The organism is Enterococcus sp. AMC1623, assembly GCF_058216495.1.
The window spans coordinates 1,201,366-1,218,509 of record NZ_CM177096.1; the positions used below are offsets into that span (position 1 = coordinate 1,201,366).

Here is a 17,144-nt window from a genome sequence, read left to right on the forward strand (position 1 = left end):
CCTTCCTATTTTTGATTTTATTCAATTGGAATAGTTTTTTTACGTGCTAATCTTTCCTCTGTCTTTGGTAACGTAACCTTCAAAATACCATCTTGATAGGTTGCTTTAATCTCATCTTCTTTTACATTATCGATTAAGAACTGCCGCTTCACACTATTATAACTTCTTTCACTGCGAACAACTTTTCCTTTATCATCTGTTGCTTCACTTTCAGTTTGATGTGCACCTTCAATAGTTAAGACACCTTTGCTATAATCGATGTGGATATTCTCTTTTGGAATACCTGGAAGTTCTGCTTCTACATTATATGCAGCTTCTGTTTCAAAAATATCTGTTTTCACCAAATTTTCCTTAAAACCATCGAAAAAACTTCTACCTGCATTGCCTAAAAAATCAAAAGGAGTCATATCGAATAAGCTAGCGTTACGTGGAATTATTTCATTTGCCATCTCAATCCATCCTTTCTATTTTTATTTTCAATTATATTATAAATAGAACGATTTACTTTTTCAAATAGTTTGCTAAAACAATCAAACGAAAGCGTAAATAACAGTTCCCCAAAATAATGCTAAGAATCCTAAGATAAAACGCCAGACAACATATGGTTTCATTTGAGTAAATTTCATACAGATTCCTCCTAGTCTTTATCATCTTACAACTCAAATGTGTTCTTTTTTATAACAAATTATAAAAGAATCCTTAAATTAAAGATAAGATATAAATAGAACGAAAACTCCTTTATAATAGAAACAAATAATAATTGGAGGAATTTTATGACAAATAGTGCCTTGCTCCTAATCGATGTGCAACAAGCGTTCGATGATGCTAAATGGGGACCTCGAAATAATCCTCAAGCTGAAGAAAATATGCAAAAAATTTTAGCATTCTGTCGAAAAAACAATTGGACAATTATTCATGTCCAACATATTTCGCAATTAACAGAATCTGTGTTTTACCAACACGGTTCAGGTTTTCCAATCAAAGAAATTGTCGCTCCACAAGCACATGAAAAAATCATCCATAAACAAGTAAACAGCGCCTTTATCGGTACAGGTCTGGATGATTACCTTAAAGAAAAACAAATTGGCGACTTAACAATTGTCGGGTTAACCACACCTCATTGTGTATCTACAACGACTAGAATGAGTGGTAACTTAGGCTATCGCACCTACTTAATTTCAGATGCTACAGCTGCGTTTGGTATGAAAGATCATCAAGGGAATTTTGTAGATGCTCAGACACTCCATCATTACTCTCTTGCCACACTCCATGAAGAATTTGCAACAGTAATTGATACAGATACTTTCCTTAAAAATAAAACTTCAATTGATTAACATTATATGATGGTGCTTGAATAAGAATAGAGGGAATTGTTAATGAAAAAATTCGATTTTAAAAAAGAAAACAAACACTATTATCTTCCAAAAAATAAGCCTGAGATTATTACTATTCCTAAAATGAATTTTATTGCGATTCGTGGAAAAGGCGATCCAAATGAAGTTGACGGTGAATACGACCACGCATTAAAACAGCTATATACGATTGCCTATACCATCAAAATGAAAGGCAAGGAATTGCCAGGTTATTTTGAATATGTTGTCCCTCCTCTAGAAGGTTTTTGGTGGATGGATGGTATAAAAGGTATTGATTATCAACATAAAGAGTTATTTCAATGGATTGCAGTTATTCGCTTACCTGATTTTGTCACCAAAAAAGCTTTCTCTTGGGCAATTGACTATGCCACTACCCATAAAAAACAAGATTATTCAAACGTCTTCTTCTTTACTTATGATGAAGGGCTTTGCGTACAGATGATGCATCTTGGTCCGTATGATGATGAACCTAAAACATTAGCTATTATGAATCAATATCTAGAGGAACAAGGTTATGCACCCAATTTCGAGTACCGCATGCATCATGAAATTTATATCAGTGATCCACGTAAGACAGCAAAAGAAAAATTAAAAACCGTCCTTCGTCATCCAATAAAAAAACGGATAGATTAAAGAAAAAAACAGAGTGTTCTTATGAAAGTAAGAATCCTCTATTTTTTTAATGTGAATTATGTTTTTCGCCCAGTTTAATTTAGGCAAGTATGAAAGAGTCTAACCACAAGAGTAAAAATAAGTTCTTTTATGGTGGGAATTTCAATCCATGTAGTTGTGAAGACTGCAACTCGCCATATATCCAACTTATTTTTGAGGATAATCTCATTTCAATCCATGCAGTCATGAAGACTGCAACGTTGCAACCGTCCTTGAGGTCAGCGTTGACCCTCGCTATTTCAATCCATGCAGCCATAAAGACTGCAACAAATGTTTAGTTATCAAGTAGCATACGTTGATTGATTTCAATCCATGCAGTCATAAAGACTGCAACGGCGATTAAGTATAAAAAACAGTGATTCGTTCTGTTTTCCTGATGAGTTTCGCCCAATTATATGTGTTTTTTTTCAAAAAAACACATATAATTGTATTTTCTCTCATCATAATCTCATTTTACAGCTTTTTTTCGGTGCGAATCGTCTAGTGTTTTTCTGGGAGTTTGGGATTCGCACTAAATTGAATCTTCACAATACTTTCTTCTTTTATTTTATCACAAAGTCATCATAGACATCTGTGAATTAACTGAACAATACAATCAAAGAGCAGAATTATTCTCCATTCTGCTCTTGTTTGTTAATTATAACTGTTCGCCGTTTGTTGCAATTACTTCTTTATACCAATCAAAAGATTTTTTCTTGGTACGTTTTAAGGTACCATTTCCTTGATCATCCATGTCAACATGAATAAAACCATATCTTTTTTTCATTTCTCCTGTTCCAGCAGAAACAATATCAATACAACCCCATGGCGTATAACCAATTAAATCAACTCCATCTAATTCGATGGCGTCTTTCATGCATTGAATATGTTTAGAAAAATAATCAATACGATAATCATCAATAATTTCGCCGTTCTCGGTCACTTCATCAACTGCACCAAACCCATTTTCTACTACAAATAATGGGATATGATAACGTTCGTATATTTGTACTAATGAAATTCTTAAACCTAATGGATCTACCGCCCAGCCCCATTCAGATTCAGTTAGATAAGGATTTTTAACTGCTGGAACTTGATTGCCGCCAATGTACTTCACGTTTTCTAAGTTTACTGTAGACGCTGTTGACATATAGTAGCTAAACCCGATAAAATCGACAGTTCCTTTGGCAATTAGTTCATCATCACCTGCTTCTTTAGCTATTGTAATGCCTTCACGTTCAAATTTTTTCAGTTGATGTGCAGGATAATACCCTTTCACTTGCACATCCATATAAAATTCATGTTGTCGATTATATTCAATGGCTGCAAAAACGTCTTCCGGTTTACTAGTCATTGGATAACTTGGAATGTAAGCAACCATCATCCCAATCTGGAAATTCGGATTGATACTATGTCCTAGTTCAACAGCTTTTGCACTAGCGACAAATAAATGATGTGCTGCTTGGTATTTACTTTGTGGTTCACTACTATGGATACCAATTTGAGTCCAACTACGTAAAAAATTAATTTCATTAAATGTCATCCAATATTTTACTTTATCTTTATAACGATTAAAAATTGTTTCGCAGAAAAAGACAAAATAATCAATAACTTTACGGTTGGACCAACCATCATATTCATCTGCTAAATACATTGGAATATCAAAATGATTAATTGTAACTACAGGTTCAATCCCATATTTCAAACATTCATCAATGATATTTTCATAGAATTGTAATCCTTCTTCATTCACTTCTTCGGTCCCTTGCGGACAAATTCTTGCCCAAGACATCGAAAAGCGGAAACATTTAAAGCCCATTTCTGCAAATAGCGCAATATCTTCTTTATAATGGTGATAAAAATCAGTTGCCACGTGGCTAGGATAATATTGTTCAGAATCGATATATCCTAATGCCCCTTCTGGCAAACTTTGATTGGCTTTGACTTGACTAACCTCGCCTTCTTTTGTTTTAAATGTAATCATTCTTGGTGTATCTTTGTCTCCACCAGTAATTGCATCCAAAGTGCTTAATCCTTTACCTCCTGATAAATAGCCACCTTCGTATTGGTTTGCTGCAGTAGCGCCGCCCCATAAAAAATTCTCTGGAAAACTCATGATCTTCATTCCTTTCTATTTTGTTTGTACTTTAATAAGTGATTCACCCGTTTTAATTAATTTATGCTCACTTGAAATGATTTCTTGATAAGCATCCATATTTGTTACAACAATAGGTGTTGAAATTTCATAACCGCTTGCTTTTATTTTATCAATATCAAAGGTTAAAAGTACATCCCCTTTTTTAAATATATCGCCTTGTTTTAAAGTACTACTAAAATATTTACCCTCTAAATTAACCGTATCGATTCCCACATGAATTAATATTTCTACTCCTTCATCAGATAGTAGCCCTAACGCATGTTTGGAATCAAAAAAGACGGAGATTGTGCCATCAAACGGTGCAACTATTTTTCCTTCAGTAGGGATAATTGCATTCCCTTTACCAACCAATTCTTGGCTAAATACTTCATCATTCACTTCAGCTAACGAAATTACCTCGCCGGATAAGGGACTTTCTATAACAAAATTTTCTTTAACCTTGCTTGAAATCATTACTGAATCGTCGGTTGGTTCAACTCTAGCTGTGGTCACTTCTTTTGGCAAACCAAAAAGATATGTCAAGACGCAAGCTAATCCTGCTGAAATTAATACACCAATGATTAAAGCACCAAAATTATTTGCTGTAAAGACTGGCAAAGTTAATAATGAAGGCGGTACATACGCAGTTCCTTGCGCATTAAACAACGATAAAAATGCTGCTCCGATTGCAGAAGAAAGTAAAGCAAAGCCAAAGGGACGTTTATATCTTAGGTTAACTCCAAACATAGCAGGTTCCGTGATTCCTAGAAAAGCCGAAATAGACGACGTAGCCGCTAATGACTTAACTGATTTATCTTTAGCACGTAAAAATACCCCTAAGGCAGCACCAGCTTGAGACATGTTGGCAGTTAATGCACTTACTAAAATATAGGAACCACCTGTGGCTGCAATTTCTTGAATTTGCAGAGGCCCAATAGCATAATGCATTCCTAACATTGTTAATAATGACCGTGTGCCTCCTAAAGCAAAAGCAGAGAATACGCCACCAACTGTGTAAAACCAACGGATAAATATAGCTAGATATTCACCGACATAAGAACCAATTGGACCTAACACAACTAGTTGCAATGGAATCATAATTAACAACACAATCATTGCAGAAAAAATAATTTTCAAAAAATCAGGCATAAATTTATTTACCCATTTATCCACGTAACTTAAAAACCACACAGATAAAATAATCGGGATAACTGTCGATTTGTAGTTCACTAAAAGAATTGGCAAACCAAAGAAACTGATTGTGTCTACACCTGTATCAGCAATTGCTAATGCACCATTTAAAATTGTTGGATACATATATCCTGCTGCTAAACCTAAAGCAAGAAATTCATTGGTTTTAAATTTCTTGGCAGCGCTTAATGCTAAAATAAACGGTAAGAAGTAAAACACTAAATCACCAATCATACTTAGAATAGCTACTTCGCTAGATTCAGCATTAATTAAGTTATACGTTGTTAAAAGCGAAACAACTGCTTTTAACATCCCTCCAGCAATAATCATTGGAATTGCTGGACTAAAAATTCCAGCAATAGTTTCAATGACAGAACTAATTTTTCCTTTCTTTTCCGCAGGTTCAAAATGAGCAGCATCTTCATCAATTTTTACTATTTTTTGAACTTCATGATAAATTTTTTGAACCTTAGCTCCAATAATTACCTGTGTTTGCCCATTTTGCAATTGAGCATTTAAGACACCATCCAAATTAGCAATCGTTTTCAAATCAGCTTTACTATTATCTTTCAAATTAAAACGCAGGCGTGTGGCACAATGTGTAAAATTCTGAATATTCTCCTCCCCTCCTATTTTTTCAACAATTTTCTTGGCTAATTCTTCATTAGTCATATCACTTTCCTCCTTTTATATATAAAAAATGACCAGCACAAAAAAATGAATTTTTTGTGTTGGTCATGCCTGATCGAATCAGTAACAGTCCAGAATGGCTATTTAGTTGATAAACGTTTTAAATGCAATAATAAATATAATTGTTCATCTGTGGTAACATGCCAATTATAATTATTTTCAAGATATAGGCAAATCTTTTTTAAACATTCTAGTTCTTGCTCAGCCGTTTTTTTAACGACTTCATATAATTCAGATTGTTCATTTAATGATTCATTGTTGATTTGTCAAAAAATAAAGTATCTTAAATGTGTCACAAAACGAGCAAAATTAATTGAATCTTCGTTAATATTTTTCTTCAGATTATATTTTACTATCGTAACAATATCTTTAATAATTTGAGTAATTTTAGATGTTTCTGAAAAATCTGCTCCATTTTTTAATTGGGCATTTACAAAATGTAATGCAATTAAACTGGACTCTTCTTTAGGGAGTGTAATGGCAGTTTTTTCTTTAATTAAAGACAATGCATATTCGCCAATTTTTGTTTCAGTTGGATAGATATGTTTAATTTCCCAGTGTAAGGTATTAATTACTTCATCAGTACCTTCTTCTCTCTCCACTGAATTATTAATATGATCTGCCAAAGAAAACAAAAGCAACTCATTTAAGTTTGCTTGTAATAATTCTTTTCCCTCCTCGATAATCTTTTCTGTTATGTTAATAATTGGTAAGGGAATTTGGGTAAAAATTGCCATATATTTATCGGCATTTTTATCTTGTTGGGTAAATATTTTTTCAATAATTTCATCATTATCATTTAAAATAAAAGGTGTTTGTCGAAATCCCAATCCTCTACCAACCACAAATACTTCAGAACCATCCCTCATTTTTGCCATAACGATATTATTGTTAATTTTTTTTATTACCTTCATGTAAACACCTTCCATTTTTCTCACAATACGCAAAAAATGACCAATATTCCAGCACAAAAAAACTGAAAAATTGGTCATGCCTGATCGAATCAGTAACAGTCCAAACCAAGATGGTCAATATTTGTTTAAATCTTACCACAAAAGTATTGCGCTTTCAACAATAACTTTTAATTCATTTTTTATATCATTAATTTGGCGTAATGCATCTAATTACGCCAAATTAAAATAAACAACATTTAATTCATTAACTTCTTAATCCACGTCCACGCTCAATTAAATACCAACAAGCGCCATACAAAACAATAATGAACAACACTAAAATAGTCATCGAAAAAACTAACGGGACATCGATTGTTCCTAAAAATCCGTAACGGAATCCAGAAATCATATAAACAATCGGGTTGATTTTAGAAATTGTTTGCCAAATTGGTGGTAACATAGAAATGGCATAAAATACGCCACCTAGATAAGTCAATGGTTGCAACACAAAGGTTGGTACAATCGAAACATCATCAAAGGATTTCGCAAAAATCCCATTCAATAGGCCTGCTAATGAGAATAAGGTTCCTGTCATTAAAAGAGTCACCACAACAATTCCCCATGAGTAAACATGCAATGGTACAAAAAATAAAGAAATTAATGTCACTAATGCGCCCACCAAAACGCTTCTTCCTAAGCCACCGATCACAAATCCCCAGATAATGACATGTGTTGGTACCGGCGCAACCAATAACTCTTCAATATTTTTTTGAAACTTCTGTGAGAAAAATGAAGAAGCAACATTAGAATAAGAGCTGGTAATCACAGACATCATGATTAATCCCGGTACAATAAATTCCATATAAGTAAATCCTGCCATATCACCAATTCGTCCACCAATTAAATTGCCAAAAATAACAAAATAAAGAGATGTTGTTATAACTGGTGGTACTAATGTTTGTATCCAAATTCGCATATAGCGATGTGTCTCCTTAACTGCGAGACTTTTTAAAGCTGTAAAATAAAGACTAAACATGTTTCTCCCCCATTTGTTGATTTTCTTCAGTAATTTTTAGGAATAATTCTTCCAAACGATTGGATTTATTGCGCATCGATAAGACTTTAATTCCTTGACTGGTTAATTGTTCAAATAACTCATTGATTCCTTGATTACGTTCAACTTCTACTGCAAGTGTTGTATCATCCTCAAATGAACTATTATAGCCGACAATCTCAGGGGCTTTGTCGAATGGTGCTAAATCAAATAAAAATGTTTCAAACTGTAATTTTGATAACAAAGATTTCATGCTTGTATTTTCAATTAAACGTCCGGATTGAATAATGCCGATGTTTCGACATAACATCTCTGCTTCTTCTAGATAATGCGTCGTCAAAATAATAGTCGTACCTTTTTCATTTAATTCTCTTAAAAAACGCCACATTTCACGACGTAATTCAATATCAACACCTGCAGTTGGTTCATCTAAAATCAATAATTTCGGTTCGTGCATCATTGCCCGAGCAATCATCAAGCGACGTTTCATCCCTCCTGACAACATTCCAGCACGTTCATTGCGCTTTTCCCACAAATCAGATTGTTTCAAATATTTTTCACTACGTTTAAACGCCTCTTTACGTGGCACACCATAATATCCTGCTTGGTTCACAACAATTTGTTGGACTGTTTCAAAGGGATTAAAATTAAACTCTTGCGGTACTAAACCAATTTGTTGTTTCGCACGAACTAACGCTGTATCTAAATCATAATCAAAGATTTTCACTTGACCAGATGTTTTATTGACAAGTGAGGTGATAATACCAATTGTAGTTGATTTCCCAGCGCCATTAGGTCCTAAGAGTGCATAGAAGTCTCCTTCTTCAACGGTTAAATCAATTCCTCGTAACGCCTCCACACCAGATGCGTATACTTTTTTTAATGCTTTAATTTCTAATGCATAACTCATTCAATCATTTTCTCCTTTAGGTATAATTTGCCTTACTATCATAACATGTTTTATTTCTAACATTAAAATGATTGATTTCTAAAAAAACTACTTACTGAAATTTCAGCAAGTAGTTATTCATCCGTATCAAATTTTACACCTCGTGGACCGATGTTGGTCGAAAAAACGATGTTAGTTTTTGTATCACCAAATGTTTGTAATTCATTAATAAATTCATCTAATTCAATCGTGTTTTGAAAAAAAACTTTCATTAACATTGAAAAATCACCCGTGATACAGTCACATTCCACTACGTTGGGAATCGCTTCAATGTACTGATAAAACTCATATTTGATTTTTGCATTCACGGCGCATTGAATATACGCTTTAATCGAAAAGTTTAATTTCTGATAGTCAACAATTGTCTGATAAGATTTAATAACCCCTTGATTTTCAAGGTTTTGTAATCTTGTTGAAACAGATGGAGAAGAAATAAAACACTCTTCGGCAATTTGTTTCACCGTGACACGCGCATTTTTTTGTAAAATATTAAGTATTTTGACGTCTAGCATATCCATAGTGATCCCCTCCAATTTCTATCGTTACTCTATTTTAACGATAGAAAGAGTTCGATGCAACAGTTGTTTGTTACTCATGTTATATTTCATAACATATTATATTCGATTTCGCCAAAATAAATAGACAATGCCAGCTAAAATGCCACATAGTGTACATGAAAGATACATAGTTGAAAACCCAACAAAAGTTGCTACCACACCCCAAATCATTGCGCCACCACCATAAGCTACATCTAAAGACAATAAAAAAATAGCAGTGGCTTTGCCTCGCTGTTGCTCAGAAACACTTTGTAAGACAATCGTATTCATTATCGGCATCAAATTTGCATAGCCGATTCCATATAAAATTGCTGACAGCAACAATTCCACTAAACCATTCGAAAATGCCACCAGAGCAAACGCTATCGTTACAAACGAAATACTACCCATGATTAAAAACTGTTGATTTATTTTTTCTAGTAATACTGGAAAACAAAGCCTCACTAGAACTGTCACAATAGACATTACTGTAAAGTAATAGCCTGCACCAGAAATGTGACGTTCTATGGCGAATTGTGCGATAAACGCAACTACTCCAGATTGTGCTAAAAAAATCAAAAACATAATGATGCTTGGAATAACAACTTCAGGCTTTTTCAATAGCCCAACATCCAACTCATTTTTTTTCTTAGCAGTAACCATTAGACTTTCACTGACAAATAAACTTAAAAAGAATGCTAGTGCAGTTAAAACTAACGCAATTCGAAAGAGTGCATCAAACCCATAATTTTCAACGACTGTCAACCCAATCAGCGGTCCAATCGCACTAGGTACGGATTGAGCAATACTAAAATAACCCAGTCCTCGTGCCAATATCTCTTTAGGAATTAAATCAGCGGTCATGGTTGCTGAAGCAGTCGCTTGGATACTATTTCCAACACCTTGCACTAAGCGTAATAAGAACAATGAAAGTAAGGTTTGTAAAAAATTCAATAGTGTAAAATCAATCAGTAGAATAAATAAACCTGTGATTAGTAGAATGCGCCGACCATATTTATCAAGGAGAAAGCCAATCGGAAAACGAACAAACAAGGCGGAAATTCCTAAAATACCGACGACTCCTCCTGATACAGCGCTTGATCCTCCTAATTCAGATACAAATAACGGTAACGTTCCCATCTGAGTGGTAATAGCGGTCATTGCTAGCATGGTAATCAGCATTAACAAAATAAAATCTTTGGTCCATAATCGGACTTTTTCTTGAGAATATTCCATCGCTAATCTCCTTTAGGCTGTTTTAAAGTTAATTTGCGATAAAAATTTCTTCGTTCGCTCTTCTTTTGAATGTTGAAAAACTTCTTCAGGCGTTCCTACTTCAACAACTACACCATCTGCCATAAAAACGACCTTATCTGCTACTTCATAAGCGAATTGCATTTCATGCGTCACAATAATCATCGTTTGACCCGTCTCAGCCAACTGACGCATAACCTTTAAGACATCACCTACTAATTCTGGATCCAAAGCAGAAGTTGGTTCATCAAATAATAATAATTCTGGACTCAACGCCATTGCTCGTGCAATTCCTACCCGTTGTTGTTGCCCTCCAGATAGCTGAATAGGGTACATACCAGCTTTATCCGCCAAACCAACTTTTTCAAGCATGGTTAATGCTATTTTTTGCGCTTCTTTTTTTGAATAATGTCGAGGAGTCACTAGTCCTTCCATCACATTTTGTAAAACTGTCATGTGTTGAAATAATTCATACGATTGAAAAACCATTGCCGTTTTCAACGCAATTTCGCGTCGTTGCTTGCTTCCAATTCGATGTAATAAATAACTTTCAGATCCTAAAACATAACTTCCTGCATCTGGACGTTCTAATAAATTTAAGCAACGCAAGAAGGTTGTCTTTCCAGAACCACTTGGACCAATAATACAAATGACTTCTCCATGGTGAATAGTCATACTCACATCTTTTAAAATTTCGTTTTTGCCAAATTGTTTTTTCAATCCTTGAATTTGTGCTTGAACCATCGTAATCCCTACTTTCTATTTTAAACTGAAATTTTATTCATAGACTCTCCTTTCACTAGAATTTCTTTGGCATTGTTCAACGCCGTTTCGGTAATTTCTTTCACTGCTAACTCTGTATGAAAAGCCACATGGGGCGTTAAAAAGACATTTGGATACTGAATTAATTTTTTATAAAAGGGATTTTTCGTCCAATCGTCATTGAAATATTGTTCTTCATTTTCAATTGCATCTAAAGCAACTCCTCCAGCTTGTCCTGAAGCCAGCCAATCAATCATAGCGTTTGTATCAATGATTTTGCCACGTGCAGTATTAACTAAGCAGGCATTGGGTTTCATCATCGCAAATACATCATCTGAAAATTGATACAGTGAACGTTCATTCAAAGGAATATGAATCGATAAAACATCTGACTGTTTGACTAATTCTTCAAAAGAAACATAGTTAACAATACCTTTAAGACGAGGATTCGGACGTGAACTAGATGCTAAAACATTGCCACCTAAGGCATAAATGCCTTCAGCTACGACGCAACCAATTCGTCCCGTACCTAATACGCCAACTGTTACGTCTTGTAATTCTCGACCAATAAGATTTTTTCGTTTTGATCGTTCAGTCATATGAAGGGGAACATTTCGCAATAATAGCATGATGGACATAATCGCAAAGTGACCGACCGATGTGGGACTGTAGCCTGGAACATTCGTGATTGTTAAATTGTATTTATCTGCCCATTCGAAATTTACACTATCCACTCCCGTAGACTTAATGGACAATTGACGAATGCCATAATCACTCAACCGTTTATAGATGGTTTCGCTTTGTCGCATTTCGACACTTGGATAAAGACAAATACCATCGTAGCCTTTAACCAACTCAATGTTTTCACTAGAAATTCCTTCTGAAACCATCTGAACAGGAATCTGATTAACGAACGACCATTTTTGAATAAATGATCGTTCCTCTTCACTTACGTTAAAAAAAATTAATTTCATCGTCTTCCTCCTCAGCTTGCGCGATAGACTTCTTTTACAGCCGCTTTTTCGATAGCAGTGCCTAGTCGTGCAATTCCTATTTCAATTTCTTCAATTGTCGGTTTGGTAAAGTTTAATCGAATATAATGCTCATAGCCTTTGCCATTGACACTCATGATATTTCCGGGAATCACCACAACTTTGTCCTCTTCTAAAAATTGATAAAAGTTCTCCATGTCAATTGAGTCATCAAGTTTACAACAGATAAAGTACCCACCCGTTGGTTTGATATAACTAATTTTATCTTGCGCTAAAGAATCTAGCCCCGCCATCATCGTCGTTAATTTTTCTTTATATAAAGCTTTTAAGAAATCAACATGTTCTTCAAAATTATGGTGTTGCATAAATTCTGCAAGCATCACTTGCCAATAAAAATTGCTGTGTGAATCAGATACTTGTTTGGCTAAAATCATTTTTTCCAATAATTCATCCGGAGCCATCACAAAACCTAAGCGCGTACTAGGTGCCAATATTTTAGAAAATGAACCTGCATAAATCACTCTACCATCCGTATCCATTTCCTTGATTTTAGGAATAGGATCTCCTTCATATAACAAATCACCATAAGGATCATCTTCAAAAATAACCACATCATATTTTTTTGAAAGTTGATAAATCGCTTTACGTTTCTCTAAGGGAATTGAGGTACCTAAAGGATTTTGAAAGGTCGGAATCAAATAAAGCATTTTAATACGATGATTGCTATCCATTCGTAATAGTTCTTCTAAAGCTTCTAAATCAACCGATTCTTCTTCGATATTCATCGGAACCTCTTTAGGAATCGCACCATAACCTTTAATTGCGTTCACCGCTCCAGAAAAAGTCATTTCTTCGCATAAGACAATATCACCTTCATTACATAATACCTTTACCGCCACATCCATCGCTTGCGTAGAACCAGATACAACCATGATTTCTTCATCGTTTTTAAGTGCATTGATTGTTTCCAAACGTTCTTTAATTAATTTTCGCAAAAGAGGATACCCTTCTGTTGCGCCATATTGTAAAAGTATTTGTGGATCTACTTCCGTATAAATTTTTTGGGAAATTTCTTGCAACGTCGCCATAGGAAAGGCTTCTGTTGGCGGAAAACCATACGCAAAAGAAATAACTTCTGACTCTTCCATATTTTTCTTCGCATTTTCTCTTAAAGGGGATGTCTGCATCCCTAACATTCGATTCGCAAAACGATAATTCATCTATTTTTCCTCCTACCCGGCTAATTGACTTGTAAAACGAGCGAGAAAATCTTTGGTTCGCTCTTCTTTCGTTTGTTCAAATATTTCTTTTGGTGTACCTTGTTCAACAATGTGACCATTTTCCATAAAAATAACTTTATCGGCCACATCATAAGCAAATTGCATTTCATGTGTGACCAATACCATGGTTGCGCCTGTTTTGGCAATCTCTTGCATTAAATGCAGTGTCTGACCAACTAACTCGGGATCCAAAGCCGAGGTTGGTTCATCAAATAAGATAATTTCCGGATTTAAAGCCAATGCTCGTGCAATGCCTATACGCTGCTGTTGTCCGCCTGACATTTGACTTGGATAGAAATCCGCACGATCGCTAAGACCCACTTGTTCTAAAAGTTGTAAGGCTATTTTATTTGCTTCCTCAGGCGTTTGCTTTTGTGCCAACATGAGTGGCAAAGCAATATTATCTTTAGCTGTCTTGTTCAAAAACAACGCATAATTTTGAAAAACCATGGCTGTTTTACGTTGGTGTTGTAGAATTTCTTTTTTGGTGGCTGTTTCAATATTGGTCTCCACGCCACCTAATGTCAGTTTTCCTTGATCGGCATGCTCTAAAAAATTTAAACATCGTAAGAAAGTCGTTTTTCCTGAACCACTTGGCCCTAATAACACAACTACTTCTCCTTTATTAATCTCCATATCGATGCCTTTTAAAACTTCATTTGCACCAAAACGTTTATGAATATTCCGTACTTTCATCGTAATCATGTCGTTGACCTCCTCAATCTACGTGTCATTCGTTCTTCTAAGAATCCTGCTCCTTTTTCGATGAGGAAACTCAATGCCCAATAAATAATCGCTACAGCAATGTATGCTTCTAAAAAACGGTAATTTTGTTGCGCAGTAATTTTAGCTGCCGCAAAAACATCTACGACACTCACCATTGAACCCAATGCTGAAGCTTTAATCAAATTGATTAATAAATTGCTAAACATTGGCAAAGAAACAGGAATTGCTTGGGGTAACAGCACACGTTGTATCGTTTGAAAAGGTGATAAACCAATTGAATGTGCCGCATCCAACTGTCCTTTTTTAATCGAAGCAAATGCGCCACGAAAGATTTCACTACTATTGATTGTTGATAAAAGACTTAAAGCGACAATCGCAATCCAAATCATCTGAAAGTTCTTAAAGCGCAAGGACCAGCCCATTGATTCGGCCCACACATCAAATTGTTTTGAAGCAATCAAATAGATACTTAAAATAATCAGTACAATCGGAACGCCTTTCAAAAGAGTGATGATTGTTTGTAAAATAGGCGATATCACTTTCACCTTGTACAATCGAATTAACGCAATTCCCAATCCTAAGATCATGCCAATCATTAACGAGATGATTGCCATAAATAATGTTGTTCCAATATATTGACTTGCTACTTGTAATGAATGAATCATCGTGCTCAAATCAAAACTCATAATCCTCACCTCGTTTATTTAGGAACGTAATCTCCTTTTAAGTATTGTTCAGAAAGTTTTTTCACAGTTCCATCATCAATCAATTCCTGTAATCCTGTATTTACAGCTTCGATTAATTTTTCGTCAGTCTTTTTATTAAACAATAGAAAAGCATTCGAATTATGCACTGGTTCATTTCCTCTTTCTAAAGAAGTATTAAAAGAATTGTTCCAATTATCTAATTGGTATTGTGGGCTCAATGTCGCATCCACCACACCTGAAGTTAACGCTTGGACAATTTGTTCGTTATTGTATTCACCATAAACCAATTCAAATGCATCTGGGTGTTCTGATAAATAATTTTCTGCCATTACTGCTTGGTTTGTTGCTGTTGTTACATAAATTTTCTTACCTGCTAAATCATCAAATGTGTTATATGTTGAACCATTTGCTGGATCAAAAATAATATATGTGTCCCATACAGAGTAACCTACGTCTCCGTAGATAAATTTTTCTTGTCTTTCGTCGTTAATTTCATATTCATAAGCAGCAATATCGACTTTTTTACTCTCTAAATTAGATAATGTTGTCGAAAAATCAGCACCTTCCAATACAAAGGTATAATCAGGTAATTTTTCATCAATTGCTTTTAAGATAGCTACATCATAACCATCTAATTCGCCATTTTCATTTAAGTATGCAAAAGGCAGTGCATCATTCCCTGTACCAATTTTAATTTCGGTTCCTTTTTCCTCAGTTGCTGCTGAATTATTTCCACATGCTCCTAATACAAATAGTGCTGCTGTTATGACTCCGCTAGTGACCCATCTTGACTTTTTCATCCTAGTTCCTCCCTTAAATCAATTCCGTTTTTTTTCGTTTAAATAAAAATAATTTCGGTAGTTGTATCTTCATCGCTCGTTTTTGCTCAAAACTCATATTCCGTTCTAATAAAGCAAAGATGCGTTCTAGAACCATACTTAATACGATGAAAATAATAGCGGCTCCAACGTATCCTTCTAATGTATGGAAAGTAACGGCTCCAATGGCTCGTGCTTTTCCGACCACATCGATTACACCAATGGTAAATGCGAGTGAAGTATCTTGTAATAAGGCAATCGTTGTCGTGCCAAATGCCGGCAATGCGACTCGAACGACTTGAGGAAAAATAACTCGTGTATACATTTGGTATTTTGTCAATCCACAAGCAATACTTGCCTCTTTTTGTGTCGCTGGTACGCTTAAAATCGCGGCTCGAATTGTCTCGGATTGAAATGCTGCGGTGTTTAATCCATACGTAATGTAAATAAAAATAATTTTATTCCATGAACTCACATCAATTTGAATGAGCTGCAATAACATTGGTACACCGTAATAAACAACATACAACTGAACCAGAATCGGCGTGCCTCGAATAAACGAAACAAAGATTGCCCCTATTTGACTAAGAACTGGAATGTTTTCAATACGTAAAAACGCAATCACACCTCCAAAAAACAATCCTACTATTGTCGCAATTCCCACAATCATGAGCGTGACTGGTAGTGCACTAAGAATATTGGGGAAATATTCGACTACCAAGTTCCAACTAAAAAAGCTCGTCATGTTTTTTTCCTCCTTTTGTCCAGTTTTTTCTGAATATTCTGAACATATCCATACAATACAGAGCAATGAAAGAAATAACAATAGCTCCTCGGCTTTTCCTTTAACCATTTCGAAAATGAGGTGTTTTACAAAATAATCTAAAAAATAAAGCGGATTCACATTTATTTTATAAGTTCACTCAAAATAAAAATAAACGAATAATTGACTGACTTTAATAAAATAAGCCCTCAATTATTCGTTTATTTAACTAAAAATTATGTAAAAATATATTAAACATCCGTCATTAACAGATACTTGGTTTTAAAGAAAAAAAGCATGCTATACTGAAACATAGCGTTTTTTTTATTCCATCTAAAATAGATTCTTAATAGAAAGGTAGACGAACA

General features: G+C 34.8%; 18 protein-coding genes. 2 read left to right on the forward strand and 16 right to left on the reverse strand.

All coding sequences use genetic code 11. From position 1 onward, the window contains the following. Window positions 1-17: 17 nt before the first annotated feature. Window positions 18-449, reverse strand: a complete 432-nt coding sequence (locus AC4BC7_RS05920; RefSeq protein ID WP_207940952.1) for an Hsp20/alpha crystallin family protein — start codon at window positions 447-449, stop codon at window positions 18-20. A 324-nt stretch (window positions 450-773) separates the two neighbouring features. On the opposite strand from AC4BC7_RS05920, the gene AC4BC7_RS05925 reads away from it, so the two are divergent. Both AC4BC7_RS05925 and AC4BC7_RS05930 read left to right on the forward strand, forming a co-directional pair. After that, window positions 774-1,334 (forward strand): cysteine hydrolase family protein, encoded by a 561-nt coding sequence (locus AC4BC7_RS05925; RefSeq protein WP_490504124.1) that lies wholly within the window; start codon window positions 774-776, stop codon window positions 1,332-1,334. 42 nt (window positions 1,335-1,376) lie between these two features. Next, window positions 1,377-2,006 carry a GyrI-like domain-containing protein gene (locus AC4BC7_RS05930; RefSeq protein WP_207940954.1) on the forward strand — a complete coding sequence of 210 codons (630 nt, stop codon included), beginning with the start codon at window positions 1,377-1,379 and terminating at the stop codon, window positions 2,004-2,006. Between the two features lie 676 nt (window positions 2,007-2,682). Here the strand turns inward: AC4BC7_RS05930 and AC4BC7_RS05935 are convergent. The 15 genes from AC4BC7_RS05935 to AC4BC7_RS06005 all read right to left on the reverse strand — a co-directional run bounded on the left by AC4BC7_RS05935 (window position 2,683) and on the right by AC4BC7_RS06005 (window position 16,758). Beyond that, window positions 2,683-4,140, reverse strand: a complete 1,458-nt coding sequence (locus tag AC4BC7_RS05935; protein WP_207940955.1) for a glycoside hydrolase family 1 protein — start codon at window positions 4,138-4,140, stop codon at window positions 2,683-2,685. 15 nt (window positions 4,141-4,155) lie between these two features. Beyond that, the gene (locus AC4BC7_RS05940; RefSeq protein ID WP_490504127.1) at window positions 4,156-6,024 is read right to left on the reverse strand and encodes a beta-glucoside-specific PTS transporter subunit IIABC; all 1,869 of its coding nucleotides are present in this window, start codon (window positions 6,022-6,024) and stop codon (window positions 4,156-4,158) included. A gap of 98 nt (window positions 6,025-6,122) precedes the next feature. Continuing rightward, complete coding sequence (locus AC4BC7_RS05945; RefSeq protein WP_490504416.1) at window positions 6,123-6,305, reverse strand: PRD domain-containing protein; 183 nt, start codon at window positions 6,303-6,305, stop codon at window positions 6,123-6,125. A gap of 3 nt (window positions 6,306-6,308) precedes the next feature. Beyond that, window positions 6,309-6,956 (reverse strand): PRD domain-containing protein, encoded by a 648-nt coding sequence (locus tag AC4BC7_RS05950; protein ID WP_490504128.1) that lies wholly within the window; start codon window positions 6,954-6,956, stop codon window positions 6,309-6,311. A 244-nt stretch (window positions 6,957-7,200) separates the two neighbouring features. Next, window positions 7,201-7,971, reverse strand: a complete 771-nt coding sequence (locus tag AC4BC7_RS05955; protein WP_207940958.1) for an ABC transporter permease — start codon at window positions 7,969-7,971, stop codon at window positions 7,201-7,203. After that, window positions 7,964-8,899: an ABC transporter ATP-binding protein gene (locus tag AC4BC7_RS05960; RefSeq protein WP_207940959.1), complete on the reverse strand. Its 936-nt coding sequence runs from the start codon at window positions 8,897-8,899 to the stop codon at window positions 7,964-7,966. Before AC4BC7_RS05960 ends, AC4BC7_RS05955 begins: the two co-directional genes overlap by 8 nt. A 113-nt stretch (window positions 8,900-9,012) precedes the next feature. Beyond that, window positions 9,013-9,456, reverse strand: a complete 444-nt coding sequence (locus AC4BC7_RS05965) for an Lrp/AsnC family transcriptional regulator (protein WP_490504129.1) — start codon at window positions 9,454-9,456, stop codon at window positions 9,013-9,015. Between the two features lie 96 nt (window positions 9,457-9,552). Next, window positions 9,553-10,710 carry an MFS transporter gene (locus tag AC4BC7_RS05970; protein ID WP_207940961.1) on the reverse strand — a complete coding sequence of 386 codons (1,158 nt, stop codon included), beginning with the start codon at window positions 10,708-10,710 and terminating at the stop codon, window positions 9,553-9,555. Between the two features lie 12 nt (window positions 10,711-10,722). After that, window positions 10,723-11,472 (reverse strand): amino acid ABC transporter ATP-binding protein, encoded by a 750-nt coding sequence (locus tag AC4BC7_RS05975; RefSeq protein WP_490504130.1) that lies wholly within the window; start codon window positions 11,470-11,472, stop codon window positions 10,723-10,725. A 20-nt stretch (window positions 11,473-11,492) separates the two neighbouring features. After that, on the reverse strand, window positions 11,493-12,464 hold the full coding sequence (locus AC4BC7_RS05980) for an NAD(P)-dependent oxidoreductase (protein ID WP_207940963.1): 972 nt from the start codon (window positions 12,462-12,464) through the stop codon (window positions 11,493-11,495). 11 nt (window positions 12,465-12,475) lie between these two features. Beyond that, complete coding sequence (locus AC4BC7_RS05985) at window positions 12,476-13,702, reverse strand: aminotransferase-like domain-containing protein (RefSeq protein ID WP_490504131.1); 1,227 nt, start codon at window positions 13,700-13,702, stop codon at window positions 12,476-12,478. A 12-nt stretch (window positions 13,703-13,714) separates the two neighbouring features. After that, entirely contained in the window at window positions 13,715-14,467 is a 753-nt protein-coding gene (locus AC4BC7_RS05990; protein ID WP_207940965.1) for an amino acid ABC transporter ATP-binding protein, read from the reverse strand. Next, window positions 14,464-15,174 (reverse strand): amino acid ABC transporter permease, encoded by a 711-nt coding sequence (locus tag AC4BC7_RS05995; RefSeq protein ID WP_207940966.1) that lies wholly within the window; start codon window positions 15,172-15,174, stop codon window positions 14,464-14,466. The genes AC4BC7_RS05990 and AC4BC7_RS05995 overlap by 4 nt, the downstream gene beginning before the upstream one ends. A 14-nt stretch (window positions 15,175-15,188) precedes the next feature. After that, window positions 15,189-15,995 carry a transporter substrate-binding domain-containing protein gene (locus tag AC4BC7_RS06000; protein WP_207940967.1) on the reverse strand — a complete coding sequence of 269 codons (807 nt, stop codon included), beginning with the start codon at window positions 15,993-15,995 and terminating at the stop codon, window positions 15,189-15,191. A gap of 13 nt (window positions 15,996-16,008) precedes the next feature. Further along, window positions 16,009-16,758, reverse strand: a complete 750-nt coding sequence (locus AC4BC7_RS06005) for an amino acid ABC transporter permease (protein WP_207940968.1) — start codon at window positions 16,756-16,758, stop codon at window positions 16,009-16,011. Window positions 16,759-17,144 lie beyond the last annotated feature (386 nt).

Coding starts and splice junctions, on each gene's coding strand:
- AC4BC7_RS05920 (WP_207940952.1), bottom strand. CDS start 449: ATGGCAAATGAAATAATTCCACGTAACGCTAGCTTATTCGATATGACT.
- AC4BC7_RS05925 (WP_490504124.1), top strand. CDS start 774: ATGACAAATAGTGCCTTGCTCCTAATCGATGTGCAACAAGCGTTCGAT.
- AC4BC7_RS05930 (WP_207940954.1), top strand. CDS start 1,377: ATGAAAAAATTCGATTTTAAAAAAGAAAACAAACACTATTATCTTCCA.
- AC4BC7_RS05935 (WP_207940955.1), bottom strand. CDS start 4,140: ATGAGTTTTCCAGAGAATTTTTTATGGGGCGGCGCTACTGCAGCAAAC.
- AC4BC7_RS05940 (WP_490504127.1), bottom strand. CDS start 6,024: ATGACTAATGAAGAATTAGCCAAGAAAATTGTTGAAAAAATAGGAGGG.
- AC4BC7_RS05950 (WP_490504128.1), bottom strand. CDS start 6,956: ATGAAGGTAATAAAAAAAATTAACAATAATATCGTTATGGCAAAAATG.
- AC4BC7_RS05955 (WP_207940958.1), bottom strand. CDS start 7,971: ATGTTTAGTCTTTATTTTACAGCTTTAAAAAGTCTCGCAGTTAAGGAG.
- AC4BC7_RS05960 (WP_207940959.1), bottom strand. CDS start 8,899: ATGAGTTATGCATTAGAAATTAAAGCATTAAAAAAAGTATACGCATCT.
- AC4BC7_RS05965 (WP_490504129.1), bottom strand. CDS start 9,456: ATGGATATGCTAGACGTCAAAATACTTAATATTTTACAAAAAAATGCG.
- AC4BC7_RS05970 (WP_207940961.1), bottom strand. CDS start 10,710: ATGGAATATTCTCAAGAAAAAGTCCGATTATGGACCAAAGATTTTATT.
- AC4BC7_RS05975 (WP_490504130.1), bottom strand. CDS start 11,472: ATGGTTCAAGCACAAATTCAAGGATTGAAAAAACAATTTGGCAAAAAC.
- AC4BC7_RS05980 (WP_207940963.1), bottom strand. CDS start 12,464: ATGAAATTAATTTTTTTTAACGTAAGTGAAGAGGAACGATCATTTATT.
- AC4BC7_RS05985 (WP_490504131.1), bottom strand. CDS start 13,702: ATGAATTATCGTTTTGCGAATCGAATGTTAGGGATGCAGACATCCCCT.
- AC4BC7_RS05990 (WP_207940965.1), bottom strand. CDS start 14,467: ATGATTACGATGAAAGTACGGAATATTCATAAACGTTTTGGTGCAAAT.
- AC4BC7_RS05995 (WP_207940966.1), bottom strand. CDS start 15,174: ATGAGTTTTGATTTGAGCACGATGATTCATTCATTACAAGTAGCAAGT.
- AC4BC7_RS06000 (WP_207940967.1), bottom strand. CDS start 15,995: ATGAAAAAGTCAAGATGGGTCACTAGCGGAGTCATAACAGCAGCACTA.
- AC4BC7_RS06005 (WP_207940968.1), bottom strand. CDS start 16,758: ATGACGAGCTTTTTTAGTTGGAACTTGGTAGTCGAATATTTCCCCAAT.